This is a genomic window from Pseudonocardia xishanensis (genome assembly GCF_039541715.1).
Taxonomy (GTDB): Bacteria; Actinomycetota; Actinomycetes; order Mycobacteriales; family Pseudonocardiaceae; genus Pseudonocardia; species Pseudonocardia xishanensis.
The window spans coordinates 25334-49343 of sequence record NZ_BAABGT010000005.1 but is presented as its reverse complement, the minus strand read 5'-3'; the positions used below and the strand labels follow the sequence as shown (position 1 = coordinate 49343).

The 24010-nt window shown below is 72.0% G+C and carries 21 protein-coding genes and 3 pseudogenes; 12 read left to right on the top strand and 12 right to left on the bottom strand.

What is annotated here, in order from left to right:
- The first annotated feature begins 122 nt into the window (after positions 1–122).
- Both ABD993_RS02015 and ABD993_RS02010 read left to right on the top strand, forming a co-directional pair.
- Positions 123–716, top strand: a complete 594-nt coding sequence (locus ABD993_RS02015) for an enoyl-CoA hydratase/isomerase family protein (RefSeq protein ID WP_425568878.1) — start codon at positions 123–125, stop codon at positions 714–716.
- Between the two features lie 141 nt (positions 717–857).
- On the top strand, positions 858–1691 hold the full coding sequence (locus ABD993_RS02010; RefSeq protein WP_345412072.1) for an IclR family transcriptional regulator: 834 nt from the start codon (positions 858–860) through the stop codon (positions 1689–1691).
- A gap of 36 nt (positions 1692–1727) precedes the next feature.
- On the opposite strand, the gene ABD993_RS02005 is transcribed toward ABD993_RS02010, so the two are convergent.
- From ABD993_RS02005 to ABD993_RS01985, 5 genes are read right to left on the bottom strand one after another with little or no spacing between them, the layout of a single operon-like run.
- A complete protein-coding gene (locus ABD993_RS02005) occupies positions 1728–2921 on the bottom strand; it encodes an ABC transporter substrate-binding protein (RefSeq protein ID WP_345412070.1) in 1194 nt (397 codons plus the stop codon).
- 47 nt (positions 2922–2968) lie between these two features.
- Positions 2969–3775 (bottom strand): ABC transporter ATP-binding protein, encoded by an 807-nt coding sequence (locus ABD993_RS02000; protein WP_345412068.1) that lies wholly within the window; start codon positions 3773–3775, stop codon positions 2969–2971.
- 20 nt (positions 3776–3795) lie between these two features.
- Positions 3796–5643 carry an ATP-binding cassette domain-containing protein gene (locus tag ABD993_RS01995; RefSeq protein WP_345412066.1) on the bottom strand — a complete coding sequence of 616 codons (1848 nt, stop codon included), beginning with the start codon at positions 5641–5643 and terminating at the stop codon, positions 3796–3798.
- A gap of 53 nt (positions 5644–5696) precedes the next feature.
- Positions 5697–6569 carry a branched-chain amino acid ABC transporter permease gene (locus ABD993_RS01990; RefSeq protein WP_345412065.1) on the bottom strand — a complete coding sequence of 291 codons (873 nt, stop codon included), beginning with the start codon at positions 6567–6569 and terminating at the stop codon, positions 5697–5699.
- Positions 6566–7714, bottom strand: coding sequence for an LLM class flavin-dependent oxidoreductase (locus ABD993_RS01985; RefSeq protein WP_345412063.1), 1149 nt, complete (start codon positions 7712–7714; stop codon positions 6566–6568). Before ABD993_RS01985 ends, ABD993_RS01990 begins: the two co-directional genes overlap by 4 nt.
- Positions 7715–8218: 504 nt before the next feature.
- Between ABD993_RS01985 and ABD993_RS01980 the strand changes: the two genes are divergently transcribed.
- The 9 genes and pseudogenes from ABD993_RS01980 (at position 8219) to ABD993_RS01940 (ending at position 15234) form a co-directional block, all read left to right on the top strand.
- Complete coding sequence (locus tag ABD993_RS01980; protein ID WP_345412062.1) at positions 8219–9376, top strand: acyl-CoA dehydrogenase family protein; 1158 nt, start codon at positions 8219–8221, stop codon at positions 9374–9376.
- Positions 9377–9440: 64 nt separating this feature from the next.
- A complete protein-coding gene (locus ABD993_RS01975; protein ID WP_345412061.1) occupies positions 9441–10598 on the top strand; it encodes a CaiB/BaiF CoA transferase family protein in 1158 nt (385 codons plus the stop codon).
- An 18-nt stretch (positions 10599–10616) separates the two neighbouring features.
- Positions 10617–11630, top strand: coding sequence for a TIGR03617 family F420-dependent LLM class oxidoreductase (locus ABD993_RS01970; protein ID WP_345412060.1), 1014 nt, complete (start codon positions 10617–10619; stop codon positions 11628–11630).
- Positions 11627–12091: a hypothetical protein gene (locus tag ABD993_RS01965; protein ID WP_345412059.1), complete on the top strand. Its 465-nt coding sequence runs from the start codon at positions 11627–11629 to the stop codon at positions 12089–12091. The genes ABD993_RS01970 and ABD993_RS01965 overlap by 4 nt, the downstream gene beginning before the upstream one ends.
- Positions 12092–12204: 113 nt before the next feature.
- Positions 12205–12423: pseudogene (locus ABD993_RS36570) on the top strand (flavin reductase family protein); the annotation flags it as partial.
- A gap of 43 nt (positions 12424–12466) precedes the next feature.
- Positions 12467–12592: a hypothetical protein gene (locus ABD993_RS01955; protein WP_345412087.1), complete on the top strand. Its 126-nt coding sequence runs from the start codon at positions 12467–12469 to the stop codon at positions 12590–12592.
- Between the two features lie 97 nt (positions 12593–12689).
- A complete protein-coding gene (locus tag ABD993_RS01950; protein WP_345412057.1) occupies positions 12690–14393 on the top strand; it encodes a flavin-containing monooxygenase in 1704 nt (567 codons plus the stop codon).
- Between the two features lie 285 nt (positions 14394–14678).
- A pseudogene (locus ABD993_RS01945) lies at positions 14679–14805 on the top strand (IS3 family transposase); the annotation flags it as partial.
- Between the two features lie 90 nt (positions 14806–14895).
- Entirely contained in the window at positions 14896–15234 is a 339-nt protein-coding gene (locus tag ABD993_RS01940) for a DUF1761 domain-containing protein (protein WP_345412055.1), read from the top strand.
- On the opposite strand, the gene ABD993_RS01935 is transcribed toward ABD993_RS01940, so the two are convergent.
- The 3 genes and pseudogenes from ABD993_RS01935 to ABD993_RS01925 form a co-directional block, all read right to left on the bottom strand.
- Complete coding sequence (locus tag ABD993_RS01935) at positions 15203–15718, bottom strand: N-6 DNA methylase (RefSeq protein ID WP_345412053.1); 516 nt, start codon at positions 15716–15718, stop codon at positions 15203–15205. The two genes, ABD993_RS01940 and ABD993_RS01935, sit on opposite strands and share 32 nt — an antisense overlap.
- Positions 15719–15767: 49 nt before the next feature.
- A pseudogene (locus tag ABD993_RS01930) lies at positions 15768–16022 on the bottom strand (N-6 DNA methylase); the annotation flags it as partial.
- Positions 15982–16767, bottom strand: coding sequence for a type I restriction-modification system subunit M N-terminal domain-containing protein (locus ABD993_RS01925; RefSeq protein ID WP_345412051.1), 786 nt, complete (start codon positions 16765–16767; stop codon positions 15982–15984). The gene ABD993_RS01925 and the pseudogene ABD993_RS01930, both read right to left, overlap by 41 nt.
- A gap of 225 nt (positions 16768–16992) precedes the next feature.
- On the opposite strand from ABD993_RS01925, the gene ABD993_RS01920 reads away from it, so the two are divergent.
- A complete protein-coding gene (locus ABD993_RS01920; protein ID WP_345412049.1) occupies positions 16993–17436 on the top strand; it encodes a hypothetical protein in 444 nt (147 codons plus the stop codon).
- On the opposite strand, the gene mobF is transcribed toward ABD993_RS01920, so the two are convergent.
- The 4 genes from mobF to ABD993_RS01900 form a co-directional block, all read right to left on the bottom strand.
- The gene (mobF, locus tag ABD993_RS01915; RefSeq protein ID WP_345412048.1) at positions 17415–21713 is read right to left on the bottom strand and encodes a MobF family relaxase; all 4299 of its coding nucleotides are present in this window, start codon (positions 21711–21713) and stop codon (positions 17415–17417) included. The genes ABD993_RS01920 and mobF overlap by 22 nt on opposite strands.
- 241 nt (positions 21714–21954) lie before the next feature.
- Positions 21955–22902 (bottom strand): hypothetical protein, encoded by a 948-nt coding sequence (locus ABD993_RS01910; protein WP_345412046.1) that lies wholly within the window; start codon positions 22900–22902, stop codon positions 21955–21957.
- Positions 22899–23327: a hypothetical protein gene (locus ABD993_RS01905; protein WP_345412044.1), complete on the bottom strand. Its 429-nt coding sequence runs from the start codon at positions 23325–23327 to the stop codon at positions 22899–22901. Before ABD993_RS01905 ends, ABD993_RS01910 begins: the two co-directional genes overlap by 4 nt.
- Positions 23324–24001 carry a hypothetical protein gene (locus tag ABD993_RS01900; protein ID WP_345412042.1) on the bottom strand — a complete coding sequence of 226 codons (678 nt, stop codon included), beginning with the start codon at positions 23999–24001 and terminating at the stop codon, positions 23324–23326. The genes ABD993_RS01905 and ABD993_RS01900 overlap by 4 nt, the downstream gene beginning before the upstream one ends.
- Positions 24002–24010 lie beyond the last annotated feature (9 nt).

Sequence of the window (24010 nt, the reverse complement as noted above, 5' to 3'; positions counted from 1 at the left end):
CGACGACACGATCCTCGCCACGCTGGACCGTCCCGCGTCGCGCAACGCGTTGACGGCCGAGGCCGTCGACGGGCTGACCGCCGTCGTCGACGACGCCCGTCGCGACGCGTGCGCGGGCGCTCGTGCTACGCGCCGAGGGGCCGCACTTCTGCGCGGGCTTCGACATGACCGGCGCGCTCGGTCACGGTCAGGGGGAGCTGCTGCTGCGGATGGTGCGGATCGAGCAGCTGCTCCAGCGCCTGCGCCGGGCCCCGTTCCTCACCGTGGCCTGCGTCAACGGCAAGGGCGTCGGCGCGGGCGCGGACCTGGTCGCGGCCTGCACGCACCGGATCGTCGAGCAGGCGACGACCCTGCGCTTCCCCGGCCTGCGGTTCGGCGTCTGCCTCGGCACACGGCACCTGGCCGCGCTCGTCGGCGTGGCGCAGGCTCGCGCGGTCCTGCTGAACGCGCACGAGGTCGACGCGGACGAGGCCGCGCGCATCGGGCTCGCCGCGGCGGTCGTCGACCGCGACCGGCAGCTGGCTGTGGCGCGGGAGCTCGTCGACGCGACGCGCCACCTCGACACGACCTCGCTGGCTGCGGCGCTCGCGCTGCTGGACACCGGCTCCGACGAGGCCGACGCGGCAGACATGGCCGCCCTCGTCGGGTCGGTCGCCCGGCCCGGACTGGTCGAGCGGCTCGGCCGGTACCTCGACCGCCCTCCGGCCCGCCGCTGATCGGCGGCCCGGTGCGCCACCTCCGCCCGCTCCGACATCAGGAGAGACGCCTGTCGCGCTAGGCGAAACACCTCCAGTACGATCCTGTCAGGCGCGATCGGTATGCGCGCGGGGATCGTGGCCGGGAGGGATGTCAGGGGCATGACGATCGAGAAAGACGACCTCAAGGAGGGCGCCCCGGAGCGCTCCGGGCTGCGCAGCGTCTCGCGCGCCCTGCGGGCGCTCATGCTCTTCCGCGAGGAACCAGAGCTCGGCGTCCGAGAGATCGCCCGACAGCTCGATCTGAATCCGGCAGTGGCGTACCGACTGGTCACGACGCTGACCTTGTACGGCTTCCTGGAGCAGCTGCCCGTGCAGCAGACCTACACGCTCGGCCACAGTGTGGGCGAGCTGGCCGAAGTGTTCCACCGCTCCCGCGGGTTCAGCCAGAAGGCGCTGACTCTGATGGGGCGCCTGCACAATAGCACGCGGGAGACCATCGGGCTGCACATGCTGCACGAAGGCCTGCGGCTGTGCGTGCTGACCTTGGAGTCGCCGCAGCCGTTGCGGATGGTGCTGCCGCTCGGCTCGTTTATGTCGGTCACGAACGGAGCCACCGATCTGGTCCTGTACTCGTTCGGCACGGAGGAGCAGCGGGCCCGGGTGCACCACCGGTTGACGGAGCCGCAGTGGCGGGCCGACACGGAGGTCGCTCGGTCCGACGGGGAGCCGCCGACCGACGCGGAGGCGCAGCTGGTCGTCCGGCGCGGGTGGGCCGCGAGCTACGGAGCCCGCACCCTGGGCTCCGCCGCGATCGCCGCACCCGTCCGGTTGTCGCACGGCCTCTACGCCCTGAGCCTCCTCGGACCCGCCGAGCGCGTGCGCGCGATGGGGGAGCGGGCGATCGTTGACCAGGTGCTCGAGGTCGCGGCCGCGATGGAGACCGAGCTGGAGGGGCTGCGCCCGACGATCGTGCCGGACAACACCGTCTTCTGACCACGGCCGCGCACACACCGGAGGGGTGTGCGGCCGTCAGGCCGGGTAGGCCGCGAACGGCGAGGTCACCTTGATGGTGCCCGCCGCCGGGTCGCGCTCGATGACCGCCATCTGCGACACCATGTTGCGGTCGGGGTTCTGGAAGCCGAGCTCGCCCGCCATGCCATCCGAGGGCAGGTGTACCTCGGCCAGCGCCTTGCCGAACGAGTCGCGGTCGCACTTCGGGGCGCAGGCCTGCACGGCGGCGTCGAGGCTGCGGCCCAGCTCGTAGCCCAGCACGGCGTAGCTGTCGTCGAGCGAGTCCTTCAGGTTGCCGACGCCCGCGCTGTCGAGCGCCTGCTGGATCGTCGCGGCGGCGGGGACCCCGCTCACCGAGAGCGGCAGCGTGGAGCACACCGAATACATCGGCGTGCTCGCCAGCGCGAGCGTCGCGCTGGAGCAGCCGTTGGAGATCCAGACCGTCGGCGTGGTCGGTGCCTTCAGCTTGAGCACGTCGAACATCGTCTTGGCGACCGACACCGTGGCCGAGTTGACGACCAGCACGTCCGGGTTCGCCGCTAGTGCGGCCTCGGTCTCGTTCGAGATCGAGGTGGCCGACAGCGGGAAGAACCCCGACGACACCACTGAGAGGCCTGCGGCCTCGGCGCCCTTGCGGTAGATGTCGGTCGCGCTGCGCGGCGCGGGCGTGTCGAGGGTGAGGATCGAGACCTTCTTGCCCGGGAACGTCTCGGCGGTGAAGGCGGCCGCGGCCCGGCCCGCGGTCGGGTAGTTCGCCGCCGCCCGGTAGTAGTTCGCCGCCTCGCGCGTGCTGACGCTCGGCGTCGAGATCGAAGGCAGCTTCAGCGGGTCGACGAGCGGGACCGTCGCCTCCATCTGCGCGCTGCTGCCCATCCCGACGACGGCGAGCACGCTCTTGTCGGCCGCGGCGTCGCGGGTCAGCGAGACGGCCCGGGAGACGTCGCCCAGCGCGTCCTGCGGCGAGATCGTGACGTCCGTGCCGTTCACCCCGCCCTTCTTGTCGAGCTGGGTGAAGTATGCCTGCACGGCTTGGACGGGGATGCCCTGCAGGGCCAGCGGCCCGGTGAAGTTCGTGATGGCCCGGATGGTGAGGTCGGCCGAACCGGACCCTCCCCCACCCCCGGGCGTCGCGCTGGACCCGCAGGCAGCCAGGGTGACAGCGGCCAGGCAGGCCACCGCGGGCCACCACCGTCTCGACGCGCGACCGATCATGGGTCTTCCTCTCTCGGGGGACGGGCGGGGCGGCCGGCAGGTGCCGGTCACCGGGCCTGGGCGGCGACGCCGCCCAGATAGACGGATCGCACGCGGTCGTCGGCGAGGACCTCGGCTGTCGTGCCCTCGGCGAGGACGCGTCCGCGGTCCAGCACGACAATGTGCGAGCAGAGACCGCGGATGAACTCGACGTCGTGCTCGATCACGACGACGAGCGCTCCGCGGCAGCGGTCGTCGAACGCCGTGCGCACGAACTCCGACAACTGCGCCTTCTCGGGCCGGGTCAGTCCGGACGCGACCTCGTCGAGGACGAGGACCTGGGGCGCGCGGACCAGGCAGCGCGCCACCTCGACGAACTTGCGTTCGAGGTTCGTCAGCTCCGCCGCGGGCGTGTCCGCCCGGTCGGCGAGGCCCAGCTCGTCGAGCACGCCGACGGCGCGGTCGCGGTAGCCGCGTTCGATCCGCCGGGACCGGCGCGACCCGCTGATCGTGCGCAGCAGCGAGATGCGCTCGTCGGCTGGCAGGCCGAGCGCGACGTTCTCCCACGCGGTCAGCTCCGGGACGACCGCGGCGTGCTGGAAGGTGCGGGCCACGGCCATGCGGCCGAAGGCGTGCGCGCCGAGGCGGCGCGTGTCCCGGCCGAGCACGACGACCTCGCCGGCGTCGGGCCGGTAGACGCCGGTCGCGACATTGCACAGCGAAGTCTTGCCGGAGCCGTTCGGGCCGATCAGTCCGGTCAGCCGGGCGCCGGGCAGGTCCAGCGTGACGCCTTCGAGCACCACCTGGCCGCCGAACCGCAGCTGGACGTCGCGGAAGGAGATGCCGGGTGCGAGCGGCTCGGAGGGACTGTTCACGGGGGCTCCTGACATCGCCGTCACGCCGACCGGGAGGGGTGCGGGGCTGTCGCGTCGACCGGTGCGGCGCCGATCAGCACCGCTTCCAGGGCTGTCGCGTCGAGCAGCTCGGCGGCGGGGCCCTGCACGGCCGTCCCGTCGCCGCGCAGCAGGCACACCGAGCCCGCGAGGCTGCCGAGGACTGACGCGTCCTGCTCGCCGACGACGACGGTGAGCCCGTCGGCCGATAGCGTGTGGATCACGTCGACGAGCTCCTCGACCTTGCGCGGGGACAGGCCGAGGGTGAGCTCGTCGATCACGAGCAGACGCGGGTCCATGACCATCGCCGAGGCGATCGCGAGCATCTGCCGCTCACCGCCGCTGAGCAGTCCCGCCTGCTTGTCCAGCAGCGGCGCGAGCTCGGCGAACCGGTCGAGTGCGCGCTCCGTCGCGGTGGCCGTCGAGCGGCGGTCGGACCGCACTCCCAGCAGCAGGTTGGCCCGCACCGACAGCGACGGGACGATCTTGTCGCGCTCGGGGACGAACGCCACGCCGGCGCGGGCGCGGCGGTCGGCGGGCAGCGGGCGCAGGTCGACGCCGTCGAGCTCCATCCGGGTGGCCCGCACGTCGACCGTCTCGGCTGCGGTGAAGCCCGCCAGCGCGCGCAGCAGCGAGGTCTTACCCGACCCGGCCGGGCCGGTGATCCCGACGATCTCGCCCGGCGCGACCCGCAGGTCGATCCCGTGCAGGACGCCCACGGCGCCGTAGGAGACGGACAGGTCGCGGACCGTCAGTAGCGCCGGTCCGCCCGTCTCGGCTGTCGGGTCCGGCGTCGGGTCCGGAGGGACGGGCGTCGGGTGGGCGCGCGGGGCCGCGGCGGACCGCGTGCGCCGCAGCCGTTCGGCGAGGAACGCCAGGCCGCGCGGCTCCATCAGAAGCGTCGCGATGAGCAGTGCGCCGAACGCCGTCGAGCCAAGGTTCGAGCCGTACTGCGTGGCCGTCGGGCTCCCGCCGAGCAGGTCGAACGCGAGCCCGGCCAGTGCGGCGGGCAGCAGCACGTAGACGAGCGAGCCCGCGAGCGGTCCCCAGAGGCTGGCCGTGCCTCCGACGATGACGATCGTGAGGTACTCGATGCTCATGTTGACGTCGTAGTACTGGTACTCGATGAACCCGATCCAGTACGCGGACAGGGCCGCGGCCAGCGCCATCAGCGCCGAGGTGAACATGAAGCTCGCGAGCAGCACGCGCCCGTGCCGCACGCCGAGCGTGGCGGCGAGGTGGCGGCTCGTCCGGTCGGCCTGCCAGTCGCGGCCCACCTGGGAGCGCGGCAGCACGACCGTGAGGTAGACGTTGGCGACGAGCAGCAGGCCGAGCGCGGCCAGCATGAACTGCGGCGAGTTGACCGCGACGCCGAAGACCTCGTCGGCGGTCACCGTCAGGCCGTACGACTGGCCGATCGCGTCGCCGACCCTGGCGGCGAGGTAGACGACGATGTAGACGGCCGCGAGCGTCGTGACCAGCGTGTACAGGGTGCTCCAGCGCAGCGCGGGCAGCGACATGAGTAGGCCGATCAGCGCGCCCCCCGCCGCGCTGACCGCCAGCACGACGAGGATCGGCAGGCCGAGCACCGTCGAGCAGTACGCCGCGCCCACCCCGCCCGCGAGCGCGACCGGCGCGCTCGCGAGGGAGACGATCCCGGTGAGCCGGGCGAGCAGCGCCAGTGGATAGGCGACAGTCGCCGCGAGGAGCAGCGTGATGGCCGAGTTCCAGAGGCTCGGCGCGGGCACCGCGCAGACGATCGCGACCACCACCGCGACGACGGGCACAGCGCGCGGGACGGCCACGTCGGGCCACTTCGCGGTCAGGACCGCCGGGACGTGCTTCACCATGGGTAGTACCCTCTCAGGCGGCGGTGTCGGGGAACGGGGGACGGGCGTGCCCGTCAGACGCGGAGGGCCTCGCGGCTGCCGAGCAGTCCGGTCGGCCGCACGACGAGGACCCCGACCGCGAGCGCGAACGCGACGGCGCCGAACGCGTCGCCGAGGCCCGCGCGAGTAAGCACGGCCTGTACGATCCCGAGCAGCGAGCCCGCGATCATCGAGCCGGGCACGCTGTCGAGGCCGCCGATGATCGCCGCGGGGAACGCGGCGAACCCGACGAGCACGACACCGAAGCCGACGCTGGCCGTCGAGCCGTACGCGACCCCGGCCACCCCGGCCAGCAGGCCGCCGAGTAGCCATGCGGCGACGTGGAAGCGGGCCGTTGGGATGCCGCGGGCGTCGGCCACGACGGCGTGGGTGGCGGCGGCGGTGAACCGCGCGCCGAGCCTGCGCGCCGAGACGACCAGCGCCGCCGCCCCGCAGCAGACCACCATCACCGCGAAGGTCACGAGGCCGGTGCCCTGCACCTGGGCGCCCCCGCCGACGTCGACCAGGCTGGGCGTCCACGGCGTCGCGACCGTGTAGTTGTTGCCCAGCCAGATCACGCCGAGCAGGCCCTCGATCAGAATCCCGAACGCCAAGGTGCTCACGATCGCCACCCAGTGCGCCTGCCGGACCATCCGCGCAGGCACCAACCGGTAGAACACCGCTGCGACCACCCCGACGGCCAGCACGGCCAGCGGCGCCGCCACGGCGAACGGCAGCCCCGCGTCGGTGAGGGCGTAGAGCAGGTAGGCGGCGAGCGCGATCATTGCGCCGATCGCGAAGTTGAACAGCCGCGTCGTCCGGTACATCAGGACGATCGACGCGGCCGCGATCGCGTACACCGCGCCGCTGGTGACCCCCTGGACGACGAGCTGCCACACGTCGCTCACCGCAGCCCGACCTCCTCGAGCAGCGGCATCACCCGGGCCCCGAACCGCTCGAGGTCCGGCAGGTAGTCGAAGAAGTTGATCTGCACGCCGTCGACGCCGCACTTGGACAGCCGCAGGAGCTGCTCGACGACCTGCTCGGGGTCGCCGACGACCGTGAGGTTGCCGCCCACGGTCAGCTTCTCCATCGTCCGCGTGTCGATCACACCGGAGCTCGACTTCCACGACGAGTGGTCGCCACCGGTGAGGATGGCCGTGGTGCCCTCGACCGCGCCGACGTCGGGGTTGTCGACGATCTCGCGGTAGGCCGCCTGCGCCTCGGCCGCGGTGTCGCGGCAGATGACGTGCGGGTTGATCACGATCCGCAGCCGGGGCCGGTCGGTCGCCGTGCGCCGGTGGATGCCCGCGATGTACTCGGGCAGCGCGTCGACGACCTCGTCGAGCGGGGCGTCGAGCCCGACCGGGCTGGTGATGAACAGCATGTCCGAGTGGCGGGCCGCGAAGTCGAGCCCGGGACCCGACGAGCCCGCGTTGACGATCATGGGCCGCCCGCGGGCGGGCTTCGGCGTCACGAAGGCGTCCTTCGCCGTCCAGTGCCCGTCGAGGTCGACGTTCTCGGGCGAGCGCCAGAGCAGCTTCATCGCTTCGATGAACTCGTCCGCGAGCGCGTAGCGCTCGTCGTGCGGGATCGGGTCGAGCCCGAACATCCCGTACTCGAACGGCTTGTAGCCGGTCACGACGTTGAGCCCGAACCGGCCGCCGCTGACATGGTCGACGGTCGCGCACAGCTTCGCGAGCAGCGTGGGGTGCCAGCCGTAGAGGACGTGCGTGGTGGAGATGAGGCCGATCCGCTCGGTGGCCGCGGCCAGCGCCCCGGCCACGACCAGCGGGTCGAGGTGCTGCTCGTGGTAGCGCGACGTGCCGCCCCAGCCGCCGCTGCGGTGCCACTGCCCGAGGCCGAAGACGAAGTCGAAGCCGATCTCCTCGGCCATCCGGACACACTTGAGGTTGTAGTCGAAGGACCAGTCCGTGCCACGCGGGGCGAGCGACGGGCTCCACGCGCCGTTCTGCAGCGGGATGAACAGACCGAGCATCAGCGGGCTCGTCCAGGGGACGAACTCGGTCGGAGCGGTGTCGTTGGCAGTCATCCCGACTCTCTTCCTCGTCGAAGAACGCTTCCTGCAGGCACCGGGGTGCCCGGACCACACGTCCGCCCGCGGTCGGCTGGACGGGTCGCCCGGTGGGCGCGAGTGCGGTCGGGGAGTGCGGTGAAAAAGGTAACGGTGTAGCGGCCAGCGGTCAACAAGCCGCTCGGACCCGTTTCGCCGACGCGGACGCTGAGGCCGGGGGGTTCGGGCCGTCCGGCGCACGGTTCGTTTGTGCCGTCAACGGGGGGTGCGCAACGCCGGTCGACGCCGGGTTCGGCTCCGGGTTGCCCGCATCGAACCGTGACGAGGGAGCGGGCGGAGTCGGAATGCGCGGCGGTCTTGACACGGCCCGACGGTGCCCCGCAACCTATTGAACGCAACAGACGTTCACTGAACGAAACGATCGGCCGATGAGGACCTCGTACTGCGGTCCCGGGCCGAGTCCCGGCTCGCGCACCCGCCCCCCGCGGACGCCGCTGCGAGCACCCACAGGAGAGGACCGTCATGTCCGTAGTGGATGCCCCGGAGGAGCAGGACCTCGATCTCTTCCGGGCGGCGTGCGTCGACTTCGCCGCCCGGGTCGTCGCGCCCGCCGTCGAGGAGGCGGAGGCCACCGGTCGCTTCCCGCGGCACGTCCTGCGCGCGGCAGGTGAGGCGGGCCTGCTCGGCGTCTCGCTGCCCGTCGAGCTCGGCGGACAGGGCGCGCCGTTCCGCTACCATTGCGTCGTCGCGGAGGAGATGGGGCGGGTCTGCCCCGGGATCGGGGCCGGGCTGAGCGGCCCCTGCCTCGGCATCCTCGCCGCGCACGGCAGCCCCGAGCAGCACGAGCGCTGGCTGCGGCCCGCGGTGGCGGGCGAACTGCTCGGCGCGATCGCGCTCACCGACCCCGACGGCGGCTCCGACCTGCTCGCGATGCGCGGCTCGGCCACCCGCGTCGACGACGGCTGGCACATCCGCGCGAGCAAGATGTACATCACCGGCGGCCCGATCAGCGACTTCATGATCGTCCTCGTCTACACCGACCGGCAGGCGGGCGCGCGCGGCATGAGCGCGTTCGTGGTCGACAGCAGCACGCCGGGCGTCGAGATCCGCGAGCTCGACAAGCTCGGGCACCGCTCGATCGAGACCGGCGCGGTGTTCCTCGACTGCGTCGTCCCGCCGGACGCGATCGTGGGTCGCGAGGGCGACGGCATGCGCTGCATCGGCACCTTCCTCGAACGCGGCAGGCTCCTGCACGCCGCCCGCAGCCTGGGCGTCGCGCGCGCGGCATACGACGCCGCGGTCCTCCACGCCCAGCAGCGGCAGGCCTTCGGCGGTCCGCTGACCAGCCACCAGTCCATGGCGTTCCGGCTCGCCCGCATGCTCACCGACGTCCGCACCGCCCGCCTGCACCTCGAGGACGCCTGCGCCGTCGTCGAGCGGGGTGGGGGCACGGACGCCACGGTCGCGGCGTCGATGGCGAAGATGATCGCCGCCGAGGTGTCGGTGGAGGTGTCGCTGGCGGCGATGCACGTCCTCGGCGGCCAGGGCTACATGTCCGAGAGCCCCGTCCAGCGCTACGTTCGCGACGCCCTGCTCTACCCCATCAGCGAGGGCACGACGGAGATCCAGCTGCGCACGATCGCCAAGTACGGCGGCGTGCACGCGGCGGCCCGCAACTGAGGGGCGCGCCGAACCGATGCCCGACCCCGACCCGCCGATCCACCGTCTCGAGGAGCAGCCACCCGTGAACGACGTCGTCCTGCCCCTCGAGGGGGTGCGTGTCGTGGAGGTCGCGCAGGTGCTCGCGGCCCCCTACGTCGCGAGCCTGCTCGGCGACCTCGGCGCCGACGTGGTCAAGGTCGAACGCCCCGAAGGCGACCTCATCCGGCCCACGGACGCGCTGCTGCGGGCGGGCGGGAGCGCCTACTTCGCCTCCGCGAACCGCAACAAGCGCTACCTCACCGTGGACCTCAAGGATCCCGTCGACCGGCGGCGGCTCAACCGCGAGATCGCCGAGTGCGACGTGCTGGTCACCAATGGGCGGCCGGGGGCGGTGCACCGCGCGGGCCTCGACTACGAGGCGGTGCGGGCGCTGCGCCCCGACGTCGTCTACTGCCTGGTGACGGCGTTCGGCGAGTCGGGACCGCGCTGCGAGGAGCCCGGCATGGACCTCACGGCGCAGGCGCTCGCCGGGCTGATGGGCACCACCGGCGAGCCGGACGGCCCGCCCGCCAAGACGTCGTCGCCGGTCGGGGACTACTCGGCGGCGCTGTTTGCCGTGCAGGGCGTGCTCGCCGCCTTGTACCGGCGCACCCGGACCGGGCAGGGCGCGAAGGTCGGGGTGAACCTGCTCGACGCGTCGCTGGCGATGCTCGGCAACTACGTGCCGCAGGTGAGCGTCACGGGGGTTGACCTCGCCCGGGTCGGCAGCGGGCACCAGCAGCTGGTGCCCTACCAGGCGTTCCCGGACGCGCACGGCGAGTACTTCGTGGTCGCCTGCCTGACCCAGAAGTTCTGGGAGCTGCTGTGCACCGCGATCGACCGGCCCGAGTGGCGCCGCGACACGCGGTTCCTGACGAACACCGACCGCCGCAACCACCGGGCGCTGCTCGTCGGCGAGCTGACGGCGCTGTTCGCAACCCGCCCCCGGGCGGAGTGGATCGCGCTGCTCGGCGCGCGGGGCGTCCCGACGTGCGAGGTCAACAGCCTCACCCAGGCGCTGGAGGACCCCCAGGTGCGCCACAACGGGATCGTCGTGCAGACCCCGCCCGACGACGTCCACGGCGTCTACCGGTTCATCGGCAACCCCCTGCTGCTCGACGACGAGCGGCTCCCGGTGCGCAGCACCGCGCAACCCCTCGCGCCCCTGCCGCGCTCCGCGCTGCAGACCGGCGCGGGCTGACCTCGGAACGGAGAGCGAATGAAGATCGACGCCACGATCCGGAGCTCCCTCACGGACGTCGCCGCGGACGTGCGCGCGTGCGAGGAGACGGGCCTGGACGGCGCGTGGAACACGGAGGGCGGCAGCGACTGCTTCGTCTCGCTCGCGCTCGCCTGCGAGCACTCCATCCGGATCGAGCTGGGCCCGGCCGTCGCGATCGCGTTCGCGCGCACGCCGATGACCATCGCCTACGCCGCGTGGGACCTGCAGCGCTACTCGGGCGGCCGGTTCGTCCTCGGGCTGGGCAGCCAGGTGCGCGGGCACGTGACCCGGCGCTTCTCGATGCCGTGGTCGCACCCGGCCGAGCGGATGCGCGAGTTCGTCGTCGCGCTGCGGCGCATCTGGACGGCGTGGGAGTCCGGCGGCCCGCTGGAGCACCGGGGCCGGTTCTACGAGCACACGCTCATGACCCCCGCCTTCTCCCCGCCGCCCAACCCGTACGACCCGCCGCCGGTGTTCCTCGCCGCGGTCGGCCCGCGGATGGTGCGCGTCGCGGCCGAGGTGGCCGACGGCCTGTTCGTGCACCCGTTCTGCACCGAGCGCTACCTGCGCGAGGTCGTGTTGCCCGGGGTGGCGGCGGCCCGTCCGGCGGACGCGCCGCCGCTGCAGATCGCCCTGTCGCCGTTCGTGGCGTCGACGGAGGCCGAGGTCGAGGCCGTGCGGCGCAAGATCGCCTTCTACGGGTCGACGCCCGCCTACCGCGGGGTGCTGGAGCTGCACGGGCGCGGCGAGCTACAGGGTCTGCTCGCCGCGCTGGCCAAGGACGGCCGGTGGGACGAGATGGCACGCCACGTCGACGACGAGACGGTGCGGGACATGTGCGCCCTCGGCACGCCGACGGAGATCGCCGCGACGCTGCGGGCCCGGTTCGGCGACGTCGCGAGCCGGATCCGGCTGCACCGCCCGGAGGAGGCGAACCGGCCAGAGGACCTGGCCGAGCTCGTCGCAGCGCTGCGCGAGCACGGGGCCGCCCCGGTGGGTGGACGGTCGTGAGCGCGCCCGCGCCGACGGCGCGCCCGGCCCCGTCCGAGGCCCTGAGCGATGTCGGGATGCTGGTGTCGACCACCGGCGACCCGGCGGCCGACCGGCGCCTGGCGGAGGTCGTGCGCCTGCTCGTCGACGGCCTGACCGGCGTCCAGGCCGCCGGTGCCGCCTGTGGTCTCGACCGGTGTCGGGTCGCCGTCGTCTGCGTCGCGGTGGCGGGCGGCGCGATCGCCCCCGGCCTTGCGGAGCAGGTGGCGCGGCTCGCCCCCGGGACGATGGTGTTCCTGGTCGCCGTCGGCGCGTGGCCCGCCGAGGTCGGGACGGCTGACCGGGTGTTGCGACCGGTGCTGGCGCGGCTGGGTGCGTGGTGCCCGGCTCCGACGCTGCACCTGGACGTGCCCGCGCCGCGCGCCATCGCGGACTACGCGCGCTACTGGCGACCAGTCGCCGGGGGTGTGCTGCGTGCCTGAGGCGTGCGACGACGAGCCGGCCCTGGATCCCCGCCCGGCTGCGAGCTGCGTTCGGCGCGTTCCCCAGCGGCGTCGTCGCGGTCTGCGCCGAGGTCGACGGGGCACCGGTCGGGATGGCCGTCAGCTCGTTCGTGCCGGTGTCGCTGGAGCCCGCACTGGTGGCGTTCTGCGTGCAGCACTTGTCGACGACGTGGCTGCGGCTGCGGAGGCTGCCGCGCCTGGGGATCAGCGTGCTGGGGGAGCGGCACGAGACCGCGGCCTGCCGGTTGGCCTCCCGCACCGAGGACCGCTTCGCGGGTCTGGACCTGACCCGCCACCTCGCCGGTGACCTGCGCGTGGACGGGTGCTCGACGTACCTGTCGTGCGTGCTGGAGCGTGAGGTGGCCGCGGGGCGACCACGACATCGCACTGCTGCGGATCCACGGGCTGCACACCGCGGCCGTCGAGCCGCTGGTCTTCCACGCCAGCCGCTTCCGCTCGCTGGCCACCACGACCGACTGAGCCCCCGCCGACCGGGCCCCAGCCGACCGGGCACGACCCGACCTGGGCACACGACGACCGACTGGGCACGACCGACTGAGCACGAGAGGCGTTCGTCATGGCGAGGACCGGCGCGGCGGAGCACAGCCAGGAGTACGACGCCATCGTGGTGGGTGCAGGCTGGGCGGGCATGTACGTCCTGCACCGGATGAACCGGCTCGGGCTGCGGACGGTCGTCCTCGAGCGCGGCGACGACGTCGGCGGCACCTGGTACTGGAACGGCTACCCGGGCGCCCGGTGCGACGTGCCGAGCCTCGTCTACTCTTACTCGTTCGACGACGCCTTGCAGCAGGAGTGGACCTGGAGCGAGCGCTACGCGCGCCAGCCGGAGATCGAGCGGTACGCGCAGCACGTCGCCGACCGGTTCGACCTGCGCAGACACATCGTGTTCGGCACGACGGTCGTGTCCGCGGTGTACGACGAGGCGACCCGGACCTGGACCACCACGACCAGCGCGGGGGTCGAGTACCGCTCCGGCACCGTCGTCATGGCGACCGGGGCGTTCTCCACGCCCGTGCTGCCCGACCTGCCCGGCCTGGAGTCGTTCGAGGGGACCGTCGTGCACACGGCGCAGTGGCCCCGAGCAGGGCTGGACGTGGACGGGAAGCGGGCCGCCGTGGTCGGCACGGGGTCCAGCGGGATGCAGGCGGCGACCGCGCTGGCGCGGTCGGACGTCGCCGAGCTGCACGTCGTGCAGCGGACGCCGAACTTCTCGGTGCCGCTCGGGAACGGACGCATCGACGAGGCGGAGGTCGCCGCGCACAAGCGCCGCTACGCCGAGCACCGCGCCGCCTTCCGGCGACACGGGACGATCTTCGAGCCCATCCTCGACCCGACATCCACCGCCGACCTCGACGACGTGGCGTTCGAGGCGCGGTTCCGCGAGGCCGTGCACGTGCGCGGCGGCCTGGAGATCCTGCGGATGTTCCCCGACCTGCTGCTCGACGCGGCCGGGAACGAGCGGATCGCGGAGCGGCTGCGCGCGGAGATCGCGCGCCGGGTGCGCGACCCCGAGGTCGCCGCGGCGCTCACGCCCCGCGGGTACGCGCTCGGCAGCCGCCGCATCGTGGTCGAGGACGGCTACTACGAGATCTTCGACCGGCCGAACGTGCGGCTCGTCGACGTCCGGCGGACGCCCGTGGAGGTGACCCGGGACGGGATGCGGACCAGCGCGGGCACGGTCGGGCTCGACGTGGTCGTCGCGGCCACGGGGTTCGACAGCGGGTCCGGGGCACTGCGGCGGATCGAGGTCGTCGGACGCGACGGCGTCACGCTGGCGCAGCGGTGGGCGGCCGGACCGCGGACGTACCTCGGCCTGACGGTGCACGGCTTCCCGAACCTCTTCGTGCTCGCGGGCCCCGGGAGCCCGTCGATCCGCTCGCAGATGATGGACTCGATCGAGCAGCACGTGGAGTGGCTGGTCGAGCTGCTCGCCCACATGCGCGAGCGCGAACTGCACGTCGTGGAGTGCGGCCGCGCGGCAGAGGACGCCTGGACCGACGCCGTCGCCGAAGCCGCGGCCGCCACGCTGCTCGTAAGGGACGAGACCCAGTACGTCGGGGCCAACGTCCCCGGCAAGCCCCGCGTATACGCCGCCTACGTGGGCGGGACCCCGCGCTACCGCGCGATCTGCGATGCGGTCGCGGCCGGTGGGTACCCCGGACTTCGGTTCAGCGGCGCGAGTGGCGAGCGCACGTCTGCGCGGAACGTGGCTCCCGTTCTCGAAGAGCTGCGGACGCCATCGAGCGTCGGCGTCATCTGACCGCCGTGACCCGTGAGCGGAGCCGGATCCTGGTCGCGAGCAGAAGCAAGAGCATCGACGCGCAGCGCTCGGCCACGCTCCCGCAACACGACGGCGCCGACGGGATACGTACGCACCCCTCACGACGTTCGTCAGTGCCTCAGTGCCGGGGCAGTGCTGTTCCCGCGGCCCGCCCAGCAGGACGTCCCGGTGGCACATTTCTCGCCAGAGCTGCACGATCGACCGTGCTCCCACCGCAGCCGCGCGAGGCACCTGCAGAGGCTGTGGTCGTTCCACGCCCGCCGACGTGGCCGCCAGCGCCGGCCCGGGCCGCCGGTGCACGACGACCTTGTGCGCCGCGAGTTCACCGCCGCCCAGCCGAATCAGGTGTGGCTGACCGACATCACAGAGCAATCCCACCGCCGAGGGCAAGCAGCCGGCTGACCCGCCGCACGGCTGCGGCGCGAGCAGGTCTCGCGCCGCGGCCCCGGCGCGTCCGCTCGTCCACCTCGTGAGGAGTCACGTGTTCAACGTCCTGGGCGACCTCAACTGGTTCGCCGTCATCGTGTCGACCCTCGTCTTCGCCGTGCTCGGCGGCCTCTACTTCTCCTTCCTCGTCGCGAAGCCGTACGCGATCGTGCTGGGCAACGAGGAGAGGGAACTGCCCAAACCCGGGCCCATCTTCATCGTCGGACCGCTCGTGGCGAGCCTGGTCGTGGTCGTCACCAGCGCCGTCCTGCTCCGCCCGCTGTCGGTCGAGTCGATCGGGGACGGCATTGGGATCGAACGGGAGATCCTGCCTGTCTGCGCCAGGTACGGAATGGGAGTGCTCACCTGGAGCCCCCTCGCATGGGGTTGCTGACCGGCAAGTACGCCGGGCCGCGGCCGCCCCGATCTCCGCCGGACGCAAGATGTGGGGGCCCCGGCACATGACGGATGGGGACAAGTCCGCCGCCGTCGACGCGCTCCTGCCCGTAGCCGCGGAGGCCGGTATGTCGCTCACGCACATGGCCACGGCGTTCGTGCTCGCCCCCACCGACGTGACGTCCGCGATCATCGGACCGCGCACCATGGCCCAGCTTAACGATTTTGGCCCGGTCATCATCGCTGATCTCGCGACCTTTGGAGCCGAGGTTCTTGCGCATCTTCGTCCAGAACGACGTGCCGTCGACGAGATGGACGAGCCCCTTGCGTTCAGGGCGCTTGGCGTTGTCGAGGATCCAGATGTAAGTGGCGATGCCGGTGTTGAAGAACATGTTGGTCGGCAGCGCGACGATGGCGTCGACGAGGTCGCTCTCCAGCAGCCACTTGCGGATGTTTGACGGGCCTGACTCGGCGGCCCCCATTGAAAAGCGGCGAACCGTTCATCACAATGCCAGCCCGGCCGCCTCCGCTGCTGGGCAGCCGCATCTTATGGGCGAGGTGGAGCAGGAAGAGCATCTGTCCGTCGGAGGTCGCCGGGAGCCCTGACGCGAACCGGCCGTGGGGGCCGGCTTCGCTCTTCTCCTTCGTGACGGCCTTGGCATACTGCTTCCAGTCAACGCCGTAGGGTGGGTTCGACATGCAGAAGTCGAACTTGCGGCCTGTGAACGCGTCGTCGGTCAGTGTGTTACCGAAGGTGATGTTGCTCGCGTCGTGGCCCTTGGCCAGCAGGTCGGACTTGCAGATCGCGTACGATTGTGGGTTGTACTCCTGGTCGAACAGGGCTCAGCCGCGCGTCCTTGTTGTAGTCGAGCAGGTGTTCCTCGGCCAGGGCGAGCATGCCCCCGGTGCCGGCGGTGGGGTCGTACAAGGTCCGGACGATGCCGGCCTTTTGCAGCTCGTCGTCCTTATCGGCGAAGAGCAGGTCGACCAGCAGCCGGATGGCGTCTCGCGGGGTGTAGTGGTCGCCGGACGTCTCGTTAGCGGCCTCGTTGAACTTGCGGATGATGTACTCGAACGCGTCGCCCATGTCGGCGTTGGATACGACGGTGGGATGGAGGTTGATCCCCTTGAAGGAGGAGATGACCTCGCGCAGCAGCCCGGCCTTCTCGAGTGCGAGGATCTCCTTCTTGAAGTCGAAGTACTCGAACACGTCTACGTCGGCCGAGAACTGCTCGATGTAGTCGACGAGGTTGTCGGCCAACCCGTCAGCGTCCTGCAGCAGGTTGGCGAAGGAGTAGTTGGACATGTTGTAGAACGGCCGCCCGGTCGCCTTCTTGACCTCGATCTTCAGTCGGACCGGGTTGTCGTACGCGGCCGCCAACTCGCGCACCTTCTCGCGATCGGGCTCAAGGATGCAGTCGAGGCGGCGCAGGATCGTGAGCGGGAGGATCACGTTGCCGTACTGGTTGGGGCGGTAGGGACCTCGAAGCTGGTCAGCGATCGACCAGATGAAGCTACCGAGGGTGCTCACGAGACTCCTCACAACGCTCACTCGACGACGGGTGTCGCATTCCGTACACGAGCCCAGGCGGAACGTCCGCGCAGGCTAGACAGTCTGCAGCAACGACCACCCCGTCGAGACATCCGCATTGCCTTCGTTGGCATCCCGGACCTCTCGAACAGGGCGAGACGAGCGAGTGTGCAGCGCAGACGCACAACCCTCGGAGCTGTCAGGGTCGTGTGCGACCCTCGAACAGTGTTGGTCGCCGAGAACGACCTCGACCGTGTGCGGCTGGAGAATCTCCGCGTCGGTCTGGCCGAGTTCGGGTCGGTCTGGACCGCCGCGGAAGAGCGGGTGTCCGCACAGGCCCGCGCAGGCGTGACGGACTGGTTCGCGGGCGGCGTCGTCCTGACTTGCCGGTGGCTGGCAGGTGCTGTCGTGGAATACCGCGGTCGGCGCCGACTGCCCGTCGCACCGATCACCAGGCGCACTTCAGCCGCGATCGAGGAGCTGATCGAAGCGGAGTACATCGCCGCGGTGACCCTGACCGGCAACCCGGTCTCGCCGCTCGTCGTCGACCGGCCGGGCTTCCTCGATGCCGTCGTCGCCACGTTGGCCTGGGCGTGGCGGCGGTCCGGCCCAGCGCCGGACCTGAGTTCAGGTCCGGCGCACCAAGGTCACGCGTTGTCCAGCACCTGATCGGGTGTGTGCTCCTTGCTGCGGTCCTCCGCACCCCACGCGTTGAGTGCCGCGGCTCGGTCCGCGGCCTCGTGGTCCTGTTCGTAGGCGTCCCGGGCGCTGATCTCCGCCATCGCGCGATGGGCCCGGTCCAGCGCCTCGGCGGTCTCGGCTGCGGTGGGCACCCGGACCGCGTCCTCCGGGGCCTGCGGCCGCTCCCTCCCGGCCTCGTCGCGGATGTCGCTCGGAGCCGCAACCTGGTCATGTCGCTGCGGCGGAGCGAATTCGTAGTCGGCGGTGATCTCCCGGTGCTCCTCCTCGGCCCGCAGGGCGTCGCGGTGAGCCTGGAGCCATTCCTCGGCCGTGACTCGCTGCTCGGGCTCAGCGTCGTCGGCGTGGCGCAGGGCAAGCTCTGCCTCCGCCCGCTCCCCCGCGGCCCGGGTGGCAGCGGTGTGGGCGAGCCACCGTGATCGGGCTCCGTCGAGCTTTTCGAGCTGCAAGATCTGTCGGTCGAGAGCATCGGCAAGGGCGCGGGCCTGCTCGGCTTCCACCCGCAGTTCCACCTGCACGGTGGCGTTGGGCGCGACCGCGGATTCCTCGAGCCGGAGCGCGGCGGTCTGGCGGTGGCGTTCGACGGCTTGCCGGGTGCCGGCGAGCTCGTTGCCGACATAGCGGGGCGCCCACGGGGTCTCACGCTCGGCGGCGCGCACGCGCATGCGGAGCCGACCGTCTGAGAGTTCCAGTTCTTCCCGGTCGACCTCGGGCCGACCCAGGACCCGCCAGGCGGCGCGGTAGGCGGCGAACTGCTCGACCTGACCGGGCTGGGGTGCCGGCCCGAGGACGTCGGTCTCGCTGGCGTGGTTGCGGAGCTCGCGGTAGGCGGCCACAGCACCGACATCGGCGACCCAAGCATCCCGTGCATCGGACTCGGTCGGTGGCGCTCCGAATGAGGCCAGCGCCCACGTTGGGGGCTCGGTGGCCGCGGTGCGTCCGAGGTCGATCGTGCTGTCGTCGGCGGCGTGGGCGAGCTGTGCGAGGTAGCGCTGCCAGTCCGGGTCGTCGACGCGGGGCACCCATGCCTCCCAGCTGGTTCCGACGGGGTCGAAGCGGTGTCGGTCGGCGATGCGGGAGTAGATGACGTTGATGGTGTTGCGCGCGCCGTCGAGCGGGCGGTCGGCGATCGCCGCGGTCAGGACCGCGCGAGGGTCGTGGCCGGCGACCTCAGCGCTGCGCAGCACGCGGGTCAACGATGCGGCGCCGTCCTCGGCCGCGATCCGTCGCCGGTCCTGCAGGGTCAGCGTGCCGTCGGCGGTCAGCTCGTCGAGCCAGAGCGCGGTGCGGTGTGTCGCGGCGAGCTGGGCGGCGTCGGTGAACAGCTCGGCCGGGGTCCGGACGGAAGTGGTCTCGTCGGCAGATCGCGTGGCGGTGGCGAGGGCGGATCGGGTTGTGGTGAGTCCGTCGGGGTCGAGGATCGCGGCGACGGCGGCGACCGGGTCGCGATGGACGGTCTGATCGTCGCGGCCGCGGGCGGGGTCGTCCGGGCCGGTGAGGGTGGCGATGTGGGCGGTGTTGCGGGCACGCCCGCGCGACATCCCGACGTAGAAGGCCTCGTGCCCGGTCCGTGGGGTGACGACGGTGTGGCAGGTGTCGACCGTGGTGCCTTGCGCGGCGTGCACCGTCGAGGCATAGGCCAGCGCGAGGTTCCCGGCGACGTAGCCCGCCGGAAGGACGAGGCGCTCCCCTGCGTCGGTGGTGACCTCGAGGCCACCGTCGGGGCGGGTGGCGGTGACGCGGTAGGTCTCGCGGTTGATCGGGCCGCGGCGGTTGCCCTCCAGCCCGGCGAGGTCCCAGCCGTTCGCGCGGGCCTGCACGAGGTCCCCGACGCCGGCGTAGGTGCCCTGCAGCCCGAGCGGCACACCGTCCTCGGTCACCCTGCCGAGCCCGACCAGCTTGGTGCGCATGGCCGCGGACAGGCGTGCGGCCTGGTCGTTGGTGTCGACGAGCAGCAGCGAGCGTTTCCCGGCGAGGGTGTCGGCCAGCCAAGCCCGGGATGCGCTCGTCTCGGCCTCCTCGACGGCCCCGGAGTCCAGCAGGCGACCGCGCTGGAAGTACTTGTGCAGCACAGTTCCGTCACCGCCGCGCAGTCTCAACGAGGCTGCACGTTCCCATTCGTCGGTGAAGCGACGGGCATCGGTGAGCTCGTAGCGGGCGCCGGTGCCCGCGATCAGGTCCATGCCGCCGCCCGCGCCGACCGCGGCGAGTTGGCGGTGGTCTCCCACAAGGAGCAGTTTCGCGCCCACCTTGTCCACACGGCTGTGGATGGCGGACAGAGCCGGGGTGTCGGTCATGGCGGACTCGTCGACGACGACCAGGTCACCTTCACGCAGTCGCCAATGCTGGTCATCGGCCCGCTGCTCGGTTGGCGGGTTGTCGAGGAGCCGGTGTTGGGTGGCCAGCCAGCTCGCGACGTTGCGGGCGGTCAAGCCTTCAGCGACGAGGATCTCGGTGGCGATCTGCGAGGTCGCCAACCCGAACACACGCCGCTCGACACCATCCGGGGCATGTGCGGGGTCGCCCCAGGCCTTCGCCAGCGCACCGACGACGAAGGACTTCCCCGTCCCGGCCGGCCCGACCAGTGTCTCGACCCGCGCCCCGGAGGTGAGGACGCCTCGGACCGCGGCGGCCTGGTCGACGCCGAGCTCGATCCCGGACTCGCGCAGCCCGTCGAGGAACCGCTGCGCCTGCAGCGGAGGCACCGCAACCCCGCTGGTGTCGCCAGTGGCCCCGAGCAGGATCCGTTCGGTGCGGACGTGCTCTGGAGTGGCGTAGAGCCGCCCGCCCGGTGCCTGATAGGCGGACTCCCCGTTGGCCAACCGAAGTTCGGCCGGCAACGCGTCGTCGCCGGGACGGGCGGCGTCGAGCGGTGTCGCGTAGGTGAGGGCCTCGTCAGCGAGCTGGTCGAGGAGCCGGGCGACGTCGATCCCGTCGGGGGTGCCGAGGTAGTCGGGGAGCGCGGCGTTGATGGCGCGGGTGAGGTCGGAGCGCGTCCACCCAGCCTTGCGCACTTGAACGTCGGCGAGCGCGGTCTCGATCACCGCCTGCGGCAACCACTCCTGCGGCGCCGGCCGCCCCTCCCGCGCAGCGAGCGCCGCCTGGGTGACACCGGCCAGCCCGCCGGCGACCTCGGAGCGCAGCTGGGCGTCGACCCGGGTGAGGAGCTGGTCGCGGGTTTGGCCGTCGTGAGACTTCGCCCGTCGGGTCGCGAACGTCGCCTGCCGCGACAGCCGGTCACGCTCCAGCCCGTTCGGACTCCGGCCGAACTGGGTCTCGAATGCGCCGATCAACTCCTCAGCCTTGGCCGTGACGGCGCGTCGGCGGGAGGAGATCAGCGCCATCGCCTCGGCCGAGACTCCGACGACCTCGCGAGACTTGCCGTCCGGGCGGGTCGCGAACGCCATCCCCAACGCGTGCGAGAGCCGTTCCTCGGTGGTGCGCTCCGCGACCGCGCCCGCAGCGGCCCGCCATTTGTGCATGGCGCGGGAGTCGACCGTTCGCCAGGCACCGTCGGGGCCTTGGACGCGGTTGAGGACGGCGTTGTGGATATGAAGCTGCGGGTCGTGATCGCGGGAGTCGTGCTGGAAAAACGACGCCACCGTCCAGTCATGCGCATCAACGAACCGCCCCGCCGCCCCACCATGATGCCCGACCCGCGAGTAGCCGGCTTTCTCCGACAGGTAGGTCAGCGCGGCGTTGTTGCCCGCCCAGATCGAATCCTCGACAGCCGCCCGGAACTCACCCCACGCCTGCGCCGTGGCCTCGTCGCCGGCTGCTCGCCCTTTGACCTGTTCGGCCTCGAACGCGGTGTGCAGGAGGGTGACTGACTTCTGAACGCTGAACGTGACGTCCAGGAAGGCGACGTTGCGGCGGGCGGCTTTGCCCGCTTCTGTACGGAGTTCAACCCGGCGTTCAGGGCTGGCGTTCGGCTCGCGTTGAACAGCCGCGGCATACAACTCGTATTCTGACTGGTAGCGCCGCCCGGTGTGCCCGAGGGTCGGGAGCTCGTCCCAGCGGGACTTGTCGGTGAACCCATCGGCGCGCGGGTCGAGGAACCGCTCATAGAGCCCAGTCATGTCGTGGGCCTCGACGAGGCCGGACAGGCCCAGGGACTCGGCTCCAGCACCCCACCAGCGACCTGGCGGCTCGCCCTCGATGACGGCGCCGGTGTAGTAGTTCTCCCGCCCGGTCGCGACCTCCTTCAACAGGTAGTCCGGGCTGTACCCGACAGCAATGGTCAGCACGTCGAGCTCCCGACCGCCGCCTCGGAGGCGGCACCTTGAGGATCAACAACAGCAGCGAGGTGTCCGTGGCGGCCGGAGGCCGCCCGGCCCCTTCGGATCGTGATGCCTAGGTGTGATGGCTTTGATCTTGTCGCTGTTGAGTCTGTTTCGGTGGCTTTGTCGGTCTTACTGGAGTGCTGAGTGGTCGTGGTCGTGTCGTCGATGAGGTGAGTGCTGGGTCGGTGCTGGGGAGCTGTGCTTGTCATGGCTGGGCGTCCTTGTGATCGTCGGTGACGGGGCGGTGAGCGCCGTCTGGGGCGGCGGTGCGCCGGGTTGTGGGCGTGGGGTCGTCCTCGCGGAGGGTCTTGAGCACCGCGGCGGCGGTGCCGCGGGAGACCTGGGCCTCGGTCTCGAGCTCGGAGACCGTCGGGAGGGCTCCGGTGCGGGCGGTCAGCCGTGCGGCGGCGGCCAGCGCGCGGTCACGCGCGGGCGACTCCACGCCCCGTCCACCCGCTCGTTCAGTGCGTCCAGTGCGTCCGATGAACGGGGTGACCACCGCATCGCTCCGGCCCGGCTCGGCGTCGTGCTCGGGTGCCGGTTCGAGGACGGGGAGGGGCGCGGTCAGCGCCTCGGGCTCGTCGATTGAACGGGTTGAACAGCCCTCTGAACTGTTCAACGGAACCTGTTGAACAGTGACCGCTGAACCCCGGGGCGGGTGTTGAACGGGTGAACGCTGCTCCTCGGCGGCGGGTGCTCGCGCAGCGGTGGGGGCGGCGGCAAGGAGGTGGAGCAGGTGCGCGGCGAGCGCGGCCGCGATCGCCGGCCACGCCCCGATCCCGAACCGCAGCGCACCCGACACCGCCAACCCCGCGGTGGCATCCCCGGCCCCGCCGGGGGCCGGGACGTCGCTGGCGAGGAAGACCGCCTGAGCGAGCCCGGACAGGCCGGCGGAGAGGACGACGACGGCCCAGGCGTAGCCGCGCGCCGAGCCGGTGAGGCGGGCGGTGGCGGTGTAGGCGACCACAGCCAAGCCGTCGGTGATCAGTGGGTAGATCCAGGCGATCGAGGTCGGGACCCGGGCGGCGACGGCGACCTCGAACAGGCCGTGCGCAGTCGCGGCCGCTGCGCCGAGGGCGACGATGAGCCCGGGCAGCCACAGCACCCACCGGCCCCCGCGGTCGTGCTCGTGGGTGTGGTGCGGGGCGGTCATCGGCGGAGCCGGTCGTGGCGGGCGATCCGGTCGCGCTGGACCAGCCGCTGCGCGACCGCTGACCAGTCGGCGCCGGCCGAGATCGCGTGCGAGGCCTGCCGGGCCGCGGCCATCCGGACGGAGCGGACGGTGGCGATCTCCGCGGCGAGCCGGGCGGCCAGCACCAGGGGGTCGCGCTCGACCAGGCAGCCGAGCACGAACACCGCGACCCCCGCCAGTTGCATCGCCTCCTCGGCCACGACCCACTCCTGGGTGCCGAGCAGCGGGATGTCCACGCCAAGATCGACGGCGGCGATCCATCCGTCCAGCAGCGTCTCGATGGCGTCGAGGTCGCGCTCGATGAGGACCGATCGCCCTGCACTCGACCCGGCTGAGGTGGCTGCGCCGGCCGCGGTGGTGGTGGGGCGGGTGTCGTTCGTGGTCATGTCCGGGCTCCGTTCGCGGCGTAGTCCGAGTGGTCGGCGGGTTCGGGCGGAGTGCTGTCGCGGGCGGTGGCCCACCAGGCGGCGAGCTCGCCGAGCTGCCCGAGTGCGGGGACCGTCGGGACGGTCGTCGTGAGGGGCGGTCGGCCGGCGCGGGTCTGGTGGCGCTCGACCGAGCACGACCCCACGTTCTGGCGGATGCGCCGGACGACGCCCGGTCTCTGGCGGTCGTGCCAGTCCCCGGCGAGGGCGACGGAGGCGGCGGGGCCTTGGTAGGCGGCGGACCAGGCGTGCATCAGCCACACCAGTTCCTCGACGACGTCGGGATGCCAGGCCCAGCAGTCCGGCAACACCGCCGCACCGTCCGGGTAGCGCAGGTAGATCGCGCCCATCCACGCGGCGAGGTCGTCGAGGATCGCGGCGGTGTCCTCGGGGCTGTCGGGGGCGAGCAGCCAGGATGGAGCGGGACCGGCGTTCCGCCGAGTAGCGAGCGAGGCGACAGTCTCCGAAAGCCGGGCCAGAACCTCGGCCAGCTCCTCCACCCGACCCGGCAAGCCGGTGAGAGGGTCGACGTCGCGGCGCAGCCCGTCGACGAGCCTCGCCAGCCCGGCCACCGGCCCAGACCAACCGTCCTGGTCGCCCGCGGCCGGGCTCGCCGGTGGGGTGTTCGGGCTCATCAGAGTCCT

Excerpts from the sequence above, each read along its gene's own strand:
- ABD993_RS02010 (WP_345412072.1), top strand. The coding sequence starts at position 858 with ATGACGATCGAGAAAGACGACCTCAAGGAGGGCGCCCCGGAGCGCTCC.
- ABD993_RS02005 (WP_345412070.1), bottom strand. The coding sequence starts at position 2,921 with ATGATCGGTCGCGCGTCGAGACGGTGGTGGCCCGCGGTGGCCTGCCTG.
- ABD993_RS01995 (WP_345412066.1), bottom strand. The coding sequence starts at position 5,643 with ATGGTGAAGCACGTCCCGGCGGTCCTGACCGCGAAGTGGCCCGACGTG.
- ABD993_RS01985 (WP_345412063.1), bottom strand. The coding sequence starts at position 7,714 with ATGACTGCCAACGACACCGCTCCGACCGAGTTCGTCCCCTGGACGAGC.
- ABD993_RS01980 (WP_345412062.1), top strand. The coding sequence starts at position 8,219 with ATGTCCGTAGTGGATGCCCCGGAGGAGCAGGACCTCGATCTCTTCCGG.
- ABD993_RS01970 (WP_345412060.1), top strand. The coding sequence starts at position 10,617 with ATGAAGATCGACGCCACGATCCGGAGCTCCCTCACGGACGTCGCCGCG.
- ABD993_RS01950 (WP_345412057.1), top strand. The coding sequence starts at position 12,690 with ATGGCGAGGACCGGCGCGGCGGAGCACAGCCAGGAGTACGACGCCATC.
- ABD993_RS01935 (WP_345412053.1), bottom strand. The coding sequence starts at position 15,718 with ATGGGGGCCGCCGAGTCAGGCCCGTCAAACATCCGCAAGTGGCTGCTG.
- ABD993_RS01910 (WP_345412046.1), bottom strand. The coding sequence starts at position 22,902 with ATGACCGCCCCGCACCACACCCACGAGCACGACCGCGGGGGCCGGTGG.
- ABD993_RS01905 (WP_345412044.1), bottom strand. The coding sequence starts at position 23,327 with ATGACCACGAACGACACCCGCCCCACCACCACCGCGGCCGGCGCAGCC.
- ABD993_RS01900 (WP_345412042.1), bottom strand. The coding sequence starts at position 24,001 with ATGAGCCCGAACACCCCACCGGCGAGCCCGGCCGCGGGCGACCAGGAC.